Genomic DNA, 5,789 nt, shown 5'->3' with positions numbered 1-5,789 from the left:
CCCCGCCCACCGTGAACCCGATCGCCGTCCCGCCCCCCTCACGCCGGAAGGCGAACGGTGCCCCGCCGTGCGACAACGCCACCTCCCGGACGATGGACAGCCCCAGCCCCGAGCCGGGCAGCGAGCGCGCGTCGGCAGCACGGTAGAAGCGGTCGAAAACGCGGATCAGATCGTCCTCGGCGATGCCCGGACCCCGGTCGAGAATCTCCACACGCACGGTTCCAGGCCGCGCCGGCCCGGCGACGTTGATCTCGATGGGCCCGAGCCCGTCACGATCGAACTTCGCGGCGTTCTCGACGAGGTTGGTCACCGCGCGCTGAAGCATCCCGGGCCGCCCCTCCGTCGTCGTGTCGCCGCTCGCGCGGACCACGATCCGCCGTCCCGTACGGCGCCGCGCGAGCCCCGCGACGTCCTCGGCGATGTCGGCGAGGTCCACCCGCTGGGTCGGCTCGGTGTCGGACTGCCCCGCCGCCAGGTCGACCAACTCGTTGACGAGGTCGGTGAGTTCGCGGGCCTCCTGGCTGAGGTCGGCGACCAGTTCCTCACGGGTGGCGGGCGGCAGCTCGTCGATACGGCGCAGGAGGGAGATGTTCGTACGCAGCGAGGTCAGCGGCGTACGGAGCTCGTGGCCCGCGTCCTGCACCAGGCGCCGCTGGTCCTCCTCCGACTGGGCGAGCCGCCCCAGCATCCGGTCGAAGGCGCGGCCGAGGCGGCCGACCTCGTCGTATCCGGTGACCGGCACCTGGATGCCGAGGCGGCGGGTGCGGGCGACGTCCTCGGCGGCGGAGGTGAGGACGACCAGGCGGCGGGTGATGCGCCGGGCGAGCCACCAGCCGAAGAGTCCCGCGAGCGTGACGACGGCCGCCATCAGCAGCAGCGTCCGCTGCTGGAGCGCCCGCAGCAGGTCCTCGGTGTCGCTGAACTCCTGGGCCACCTGCACGGCGCCCCGGCCGCCGCCGAGCGCGACGGTCGCGATGCGGTAGACGTCGCTGTCGACGCCGACGTCCTTGTGCTGGACCATCCGCCCGGCCGTCCCGTCGGCCGCGATCCGCCGGTCGGCGGAGGTGACCGGCAGCCCCGGCCGGCCCGGGTCGACGACGGCGCCGTCCGGGCCCAGCACCTGGACGTCGGTTCGGGCGGGCCGTACGAGATCGTGCCCCGGCGCGGACGACGAGAAGTCCTCCGTCGTCATCGGCCGCTGCCGCACCTCGCCCCGCAGGTCCTGCACGACCTCGTCGAACACGGACTCCTGGTCCACCCGCACCAGCCGGGCGGCGGCGGTGTAGGACAGCAGCCCGACCAGCACCGTGACCACGGCGGTCACGGTCGCGAAGGACACGGCGAAGGTGGTGCCGAGCCCCGATCTGCGGCGCCCGGTCAGCAGCCTCCGGAGCCCGCGCCGGGCCGCGCCCACTCAGTCCTCCCGCAGCACGTAACCCACCCCGCGGACCGTGTGGATCAGCTGCGGGGCGCCCGGCTCGTCGAGCTTGCGGCGCAGGTAGCCGACGTAGACGGCGAGGTTCTTGGAGCCGGGGCCGAAGTCGTAGCCCCAGATGCGGTCGTAGATGGTGGCGTGGTCCAGGACGATGCCGGCGTTGCGGACCAGCAGCTCCAGCAGCTCGAACTCGGTCCGCGTCAGCTCCAGCTCCCGCCCACCGCGCCACACCCTGCGCGCCTGCGGGTCCATCCGCAGCCCGGCGGCCTCGATCAGCCGGCCGGGGGGCTCGGGGGCGACGGTCTGCTTCGGTACGTCGACGGGGGCGGGGGCGTGCGTGTCGCTGGTGCGGCGCAGCAGGGCGCGCAGCCGGGCGAAGACCTCCTCGACGTCGAAGGGCTTGACGACGTAGTCGTCGGCGCCCGCGTCCAGGCCGGCGATGCGGTCCTGGGTCTCGACGAGCGCCGTGAGCATCAGGATCGGGGTGCGGTCGCCCTCGGCGCGCAGCACCCGGCAGACCTGGAGCCCGTCGATGCCGGGCATCATCACGTCCAGCACGAGCACGTCCGGCGGCGTGCGATGGGCCTGCGCCAGCGCCTCGATCCCGTCGGCGACCGCGGTGACCTGGTAGCCCTCCAGAGTCAGCGCGCGCTCCAGGGCGTGGCGGATGGCGCGGTCGTCTTCGGCGAGGAGAACAGTCTGGGGCACGTCCTCAGTCTGCCAAGGCCTCCGGCGGTTCGGCCGTACTGGGTGCGCTGCGGTTGCCCTTCTTACTGGGCTCACACCGTCACACCGGGCTGTTCAGTGCGGCCAGCTGCTCGGCGAAGGGCACCACCGTGAGGTCGTCCGCGGCGGCCGTCCTGACTCCCGACAGGCCCTGCATCAACCCTGCGAGCTCTCCCGCCGCCCGCTCGACACGCCCCTCCAGCCCTTCCGCGCCCCAGTCCTCCGAGGCGGCGTACACACCGGTCGGGACGACCACGGTCCGCAGGTGGGCGAAGAGCGGGCGCAGCGCGTGGTCCAGGACCAGGGAGTGCCGGGCCGTGCCGCCGGTCGCGGCGATCAGCACCGGCAGGCCGGCCAGCGCGTCCTTCTCGATCACGTCGAAGAACGACTTGAACAGCCCGCTGTAGGAGGCGGAGAAGACGGGCGTGACGACGATCAGCCCGTCCGCCGAGGTCACGGCGTCGATGGCGGCGGCGAGCTTCCGCCCGGGGAAGCCGTTCGTGAAGTTGTGCGCGATCTCCACGGCGAGGTCACGCAGCTCGACGACCTCGACCTCCACCGCGGTCTCCCGGCCGACAGCGGCCGCGAGCCGGTCACCCAGCAGCCGGGTGGAGGACGGGACGCTCAGCCCCGCGGACACGACGACGAGCTTCATACGGTGGTCACCTCCTGAGCGGCCTTGAGCGAAGCGTGGGTGGGCGCGTCCGGCACCCCGGCGGGGCGCAGCGCCGCGAACTCCTTGCGCAGCACGGGTACGACCTCCTCGCCGAGCAGGTCGAGCTGCTCCAGGACGGTCTTCAGCGGCAGCCCGGCGTGGTCCATCAGGAAGAGCTGGCGCTGGTAGTCACCGGCGTACTCGCGGAAGGCGAGCGTCTTCTCGATGACCTGCTGCGGCGAGCCGACGGTCAGCGGAGTCTGCTCGGTGAAGTCCTCCAGCGACGGCCCGTGCCCGTACACCGGGGCGACGTCGAAGTAGGGCCGGAACTCCCGAACGGCGTCCTGGGAGTTCCTCCGCATGAACACCTGCCCACCCAGCCCGACGATCGCCTGCTCCGCCGTGCCGTGCCCGTAGTGGGCGTACCGGGTCCGGTACAGCTCGACCATCCGCTTGGTGTGGTCGGCCGGCCAGAAGATGTTGTTGTGGAAGAACCCGTCGCCGTAGTAGGCCGCCTGCTCGGCGATCTCCGGCGAGCGGATGGAGCCGTGCCAGACGAACGGCGGTACGCCGTCCAGCGGGCGCGGCGTGGACGTGAACCCCTGCAGGGGCGTACGGAACTTCCCCTCCCAGTTCACGACGTCCTCGCGCCACAGCCGGTGCAACAGAGCGTAGTTCTCCACGGCGAGGTTGATGCCCTGCCGGATGTCCTGCCCGAACCACGGATACACCGGCCCGGTGTTGCCGCGCCCCATCATCAGATCCACCCGGCCGTCGGCCAGGTGCTGGAGCATCGCGAAGTCCTCGGCGATCTTCACCGGGTCGTTGGTGGTGATCAGCGTGGTCGAGGTGGACAGCACCAGCCGCTCCGTCCGCGCCGCGATGTATCCGAGCATCGTCGTCGGCGACGACGGCACGAACGGCGGGTTGTGGTGCTCCCCGGTCGCGAACACGTCCAGCCCGACCTCCTCCGCCTTCAACGCGATGGCGACCATGGCCTTGATCCGCTCACGCTCGGTCGGCGTACGTCCGCTCGTCGGGTCCGGCGTGACATCACCGACACTGAAGATCCCGAACTGCATGGTCGCTCACCCTCCAGGTTGTTGACCGTTCAACTATAACCCGTGTACGGTGAGCACCTCGCGACTATTCCGCCTCGGCTCCCCCCTTCCAGTACGGGTCCCGCCCGCTCTGCGCCAGCAGCCGCTCGAACGCCGACGCACTCTCCGCCACCGGCACCGGATCCCCGAACACGCCCATCTTCCGGGCCGTCGGGGCCAGCTCTGCCACGGCGCCGGCCAGCTCCGCCACCACGGCGTCATCGGCGCTCGGGTAGTGCTGACCCGTGGCAGTCGCGAGGTCCCACGCATGGACGGTGAGGTCCAGCAGGGCCATCGCGCCGACCAGCCGGGCCGGCATGTTCATCGCGCCCGTCGTACCGTCCTCGGCGCCGGGCGCGGACCAGGCCGCCACCAGCTTGTCGGTCTCGGCGGCGAACCGGTCGCGCCAGTCCGGACCCACGCCGACCTGGTCCGGGATGGTCTCGCCGAAGTCCGACGCCTCCTTCACAGCCAGCCGCTGGAACTGCACGACCACCTGGTAGAGGTGATTGACCAGGGCCTTCACGTCGTACTCGACGCAGGGCGTGGCAGCGGCGAGCGCCGTGTCCCCGATGCCCCGCACCACCGGAACCGCCCGATCCCGTGCCAGGGCCAGCAGCTCACCGATGCCGTACGTCTTCGTCTCCACCGCGTTCGTGTCCATGTCCCGACCGTAGGGAAGGCACGGGCCGCCCATCTTGAAGAAACGCGACGTACGATCCGGCCATGCAGGCATCCCGCCACGACACTCACGGGATCGTCGACCCGGCCGGGCTGCTGAACCGCGTGCGGTTCCGTCGCCACGAGCCCGCCGAGCCGCTGCGCCGGTACGTCGAGTGGTACTGGTTGATCGACTGGGACCTGCCCGTCCCCTACGCCTCCCACATCGTCCCGCACCCGGCCGTCAACCTCACCTTCCCGTGGGACGAGGACGAGGATCCAGGTGAGCCGTATGCCGAGGTCACCGGCGTCCCGCACGGCCTGTACACCCGGAAGCTGACCGGACGGGGCCGGGTCTGCGGGGTGAAGTTCCGGCCGGGCGGATTCCGGCCGTACACCCCCGAGTCGCCGGTCTCGCGATGGACCGGGCACGCCCTGCCCGCCGCCGAAGTGTTCCCCACGGCCACGGCCGACACCGCTCGCGCGATCGTCTCCCCCACCGACGACCACACCCGCGTGGCCGCCCTCGACGCCTTCCTCCTCGCCCTCCCCCGCGCCCCGGACCCGCAGGCCGACCTCGCCACAGCCCTCGTCCGACACATCCGCACCGACCGCACCGTCCGCCGCGTCGGCGACTTCGCCCAGGCACATGGGCTGTCCGTACGGGCCCTGCAACGCCTCTTCTCGACCTACGTCGGCGTCAGCCCCAAGTGGTGCATCCTCCGCTACCGCATCCACGATGCCCTGGAACACGCCGGCGCCCGCCCCGGCATCGACTGGGCCACCCTCGCCGCCGACCTCGGCTACGCCGACCAGGCCCATCTGGTACGGGACTTCACGGCGACCGTCGGTGTGCCGCCCACGGCATACGCGGCGCAGGCCGCACCCGGAGCATCCGCGGGTCAGGGGGAGAAGCGGCACTGACGTCAGAGCGGCACGGACGTCAGAAGTGGTACGCATCCCCCGTGTCCAGCAACAGCACCCGCTGCCCACCACTACGCCGCGTACCGTCCACCGGCCCCCCACTCCACACGGTGTCGAACTCCACCATCACCTCCGAGACCGCCTCCCGCAGCCGCACCATCGCCGTCCCGTCAGACACGCCCCCCGCCCCCTGACGACGCGGCGTGAACCGCACATCCACCCGGTCACCGGACAGCACAGCCGAACCGTGATAGATCAGATCGGCCCCCGGACCACCGCGCCACCCGAC

6 protein-coding genes and 1 pseudogene are annotated in these 5,789 nt (G+C 71.7%); 1 reads left to right on the top strand and 6 read right to left on the bottom strand.

Features of this window, described 5'->3' with window-relative positions; genetic code table 11:
• From L0P92_RS41470 to L0P92_RS41450, 5 genes are all read right to left on the bottom strand, one after another.
• Nucleotides 1-1,414: HAMP domain-containing sensor histidine kinase (locus L0P92_RS41470; protein WP_372497423.1), on the bottom strand; the 1,414-nt coding region annotated here is incomplete at its 3' end.
• Entirely contained in the window at nucleotides 1,415-2,143 is a 729-nt protein-coding gene (locus L0P92_RS41465; RefSeq protein ID WP_234768305.1) for a response regulator transcription factor, read from the bottom strand. It lies immediately after the preceding gene.
• A gap of 79 nt (nucleotides 2,144-2,222) precedes the next feature.
• On the bottom strand, nucleotides 2,223-2,816 hold the full coding sequence (locus L0P92_RS41460; RefSeq protein WP_234768304.1) for an FMN reductase: 594 nt from the start codon (nucleotides 2,814-2,816) through the stop codon (nucleotides 2,223-2,225).
• The gene (locus L0P92_RS41455; RefSeq protein ID WP_234768303.1) at nucleotides 2,813-3,898 is read right to left on the bottom strand and encodes an LLM class flavin-dependent oxidoreductase; all 1,086 of its coding nucleotides are present in this window, start codon (nucleotides 3,896-3,898) and stop codon (nucleotides 2,813-2,815) included. The genes L0P92_RS41460 and L0P92_RS41455 overlap by 4 nt, the downstream gene beginning before the upstream one ends.
• A gap of 64 nt (nucleotides 3,899-3,962) precedes the next feature.
• Complete coding sequence (locus L0P92_RS41450; RefSeq protein ID WP_234768302.1) at nucleotides 3,963-4,580, bottom strand: TIGR03086 family metal-binding protein; 618 nt, start codon at nucleotides 4,578-4,580, stop codon at nucleotides 3,963-3,965.
• Between the two features lie 62 nt (nucleotides 4,581-4,642).
• Here L0P92_RS41450 and L0P92_RS41445 point away from each other — a divergent pair, with 62 nt between their 5' ends.
• The gene (locus tag L0P92_RS41445) at nucleotides 4,643-5,500 is read left to right on the top strand and encodes a helix-turn-helix domain-containing protein (protein WP_234768301.1); all 858 of its coding nucleotides are present in this window, start codon (nucleotides 4,643-4,645) and stop codon (nucleotides 5,498-5,500) included.
• 19 nt (nucleotides 5,501-5,519) lie between these two features.
• Here the strand turns inward: L0P92_RS41445 and L0P92_RS41440 are convergent.
• Nucleotides 5,520-5,789, bottom strand: a pseudogene (locus L0P92_RS41440) (hypothetical protein); the annotation flags it as partial.

This window comes from Streptomyces muensis (assembly GCF_021474425.1).
GTDB classification, from domain to species: domain Bacteria; phylum Actinomycetota; class Actinomycetes; order Streptomycetales; family Streptomycetaceae; genus Streptomyces; species Streptomyces muensis.
The sequence above is the reverse complement of the archived record's forward strand: the minus strand, read 5'-3'. Positions and strand labels throughout refer to the sequence as shown.

Coding starts and splice junctions, on each gene's coding strand:
- L0P92_RS41445 (WP_234768301.1), top strand. CDS start 4,643: ATGCAGGCATCCCGCCACGACACTCACGGGATCGTCGACCCGGCCGGG.
- L0P92_RS41455 (WP_234768303.1), bottom strand. CDS start 3,898: ATGCAGTTCGGGATCTTCAGTGTCGGTGATGTCACGCCGGACCCGACG.
- L0P92_RS41450 (WP_234768302.1), bottom strand. CDS start 4,580: ATGGACACGAACGCGGTGGAGACGAAGACGTACGGCATCGGTGAGCTG.
- L0P92_RS41460 (WP_234768304.1), bottom strand. CDS start 2,816: ATGAAGCTCGTCGTCGTGTCCGCGGGGCTGAGCGTCCCGTCCTCCACC.